General features: G+C 51.7%; 1 protein-coding gene. It reads left to right on the forward strand.

Translation table 11 applies throughout. The features are described 5' to 3' along the window. Positions 1–847 (forward strand): DNA-binding transcriptional regulator ArgP (argP, locus tag R7Z41_RS24200; protein ID WP_318141662.1); only part of this gene is annotated, 847 nt, incomplete at its 5' end. Positions 848–1,114 lie beyond the last annotated feature (267 nt).

The raw sequence follows: 1,114 nt of genomic DNA on the forward strand, positions 1-1,114 counted from the left end.
CCGTGAACGAGGATTTGAGCGCGCGGCACAAAAGCTGTGCATTACACAATCAGCCGTCTCACAGCGCATTAAGCAACTGGAAAATATGTTCGGGCAGCCGCTGTTGGTGCGTACCGTACCGCCGCGCCCGACGGAACAAGGGCAAAAACTGCTGGCACTGCTGCGCCAGGTGGAGTTGCTGGAAGAAGAGTGGCTGGGCGATGAACAAACCGGTTCGACTCCGCTGCTGCTTTCACTGGCGGTCAACGCCGACAGTCTGGCGACGTGGTTGCTTCCTGCACTGGCTCCTGTGTTGGCTGATTCGCCTATCCGCCTCAACTTGCAGGTAGAAGATGAAACCCGCACTCAGGAACGTCTGCGCCGCGGCGAAGTGGTCGGCGCGGTGAGTATTCAACATCAGGCGCTGCCGAGTTGTCTTGTCGATAAACTTGGTGCGCTCGACTATCTGTTCGTCAGCTCAAAACCCTTTGCCGAAAAATATTTCCCTAACGGCGTAACGCGTTCGGCCTTACTGAAAGCGCCAGTGGCAGTGTTTGACCAACTTGACGATATGCACCAGGCCTTTTTGAAGCAAAACTTCGATCTGCCTCCTGGCAGCGTACCCTGCCATATCGTTAATTCTTCAGAAGCGTTCGTACAACTTGCTCGCCAGGGCACCACCTGCTGTATGATCCCGCACCTGCAAATCGAGAAAGAGCTGGCCAGCGGTGAACTGATTGACTTAACGCCTGGGCTATTTCAACGACGGATGCTCTACTGGCACCGCTTTGCTCCTGAAAGCCGCATGATGCGTAAAGTCACTGATGCGTTACTCGATTATGGTCACAAAGTCCTTCGTCAGGATTAATCCATCAAATAATGCCTGATAGCACATATCAGGCGTTGTCCTCACTTCTTTTTGTATTCCTTGAATCACATCACAAAATAGACAAATCTCAGGCGGCAAAAAACGACGTCTGAATGCATTTTTTTTGCTGGCGACAAACCCACGTAAAAAGCTCACCGTAAGCGCAAATACCCTCATTTTGATTGCGTTTTACGGAGCAAATAATGTCTAACGAGCAGGAGTGGCAACAGCTTGCCAACAAGGAATTGAGCCGTCGGGAGAAAACTG

This window comes from Vibrio sp. 1457, from assembly GCF_033340195.1.
Classification (GTDB): domain Bacteria; phylum Pseudomonadota; class Gammaproteobacteria; order Enterobacterales; family Vibrionaceae; genus Vibrio; species Vibrio alginolyticus.